The sequence below is a fragment of the Pseudoalteromonas sp. SR45-5 genome (genome assembly GCF_014163565.1).
Taxonomy (GTDB): domain Bacteria; phylum Pseudomonadota; class Gammaproteobacteria; order Enterobacterales; family Alteromonadaceae; genus Pseudoalteromonas; species Pseudoalteromonas distincta.
Genome location: NZ_JACJDN010001012.1, coordinates 1 through 782, shown reverse-complemented (window position 1 = coordinate 782; position 782 = coordinate 1). Strand labels below are relative to the sequence as shown.

The 782-nt window shown below is 38.0% G+C and carries 2 protein-coding genes; both read right to left on the bottom strand.

The window, feature by feature from the left end:
* Positions 1–18: 18 nt before the first annotated feature.
* The gene (locus H5072_RS20725) at positions 19–255 is read right to left on the bottom strand and encodes a hypothetical protein (RefSeq protein WP_182694670.1); all 237 of its coding nucleotides are present in this window, start codon (positions 253–255) and stop codon (positions 19–21) included.
* Between the two features lie 33 nt (positions 256–288).
* On the bottom strand, positions 289–782 hold a 494-nt coding region (locus H5072_RS20720; RefSeq protein ID WP_182694669.1), incomplete at its 5' end, for a pantoate--beta-alanine ligase.

Sequence of the window (782 nt, the reverse complement as noted above, 5' to 3'; positions counted from 1 at the left end):
ACTAAAAACTTTAAGGAATTAAATATTACCTAATTTTTCGGCTTGTGCTTTACATTGATTATAGCTCTCAACACATTTGCCAGAGCATACTTGTTGCTTTAAGCCCTCAGCAGTTGTTTGCTGTTCACAACTACTTTCACACTGGTAGTTTTGTTGAGCACACTGATTCATTTCAGAGTTTTCAACTTGGTTTTGACAACCTGCCAATAGTGCAAAAGTAAGGGCGACTACGCTTGTTTTTATTAAAGTGTGCATGCTTCTTATCCTTAAAATGGAGTCGCAATAATATTAAATTTCGACTTGGATATTGTCGATCAATCTAACACCACCAAAATAGGCTGCGGCTAAAATAACAAATTGAGTATCTTCGATTGTAGCAGTTTTTAATGTATCTCGTTGAGCAATCTCAAAATAGTCTGGTTTTAGGCCTGCTTGCTCTAAACTTTGTTTAGCTAAGCTTTCAAGTTTTACAAAGTCTTTCTCGCCACTTTTAAGTTGCTCAGCGCACGTATTAAGGGCTTTAAATAATACGGTTGCAGTCGCTTTTTGATCATCAGATAAGTAACCATTACGTGAGCTCATAGCAAGGCCAGAAACTTCTCGCATTGTAGGTACACCAATAACTTCAACCGGAATTGATAAGTCGCGTGCCATAGTTTTGATTACTTGTAGTTGCTGAAAATCTTTTTCACCAAAGCAGGCGTAATCTGGTTGCACTAAGTTAAATAACTTAGTTACGATTGTTGCAACACCTCTAAAGTGACCTGGACGTGAGCCACCGC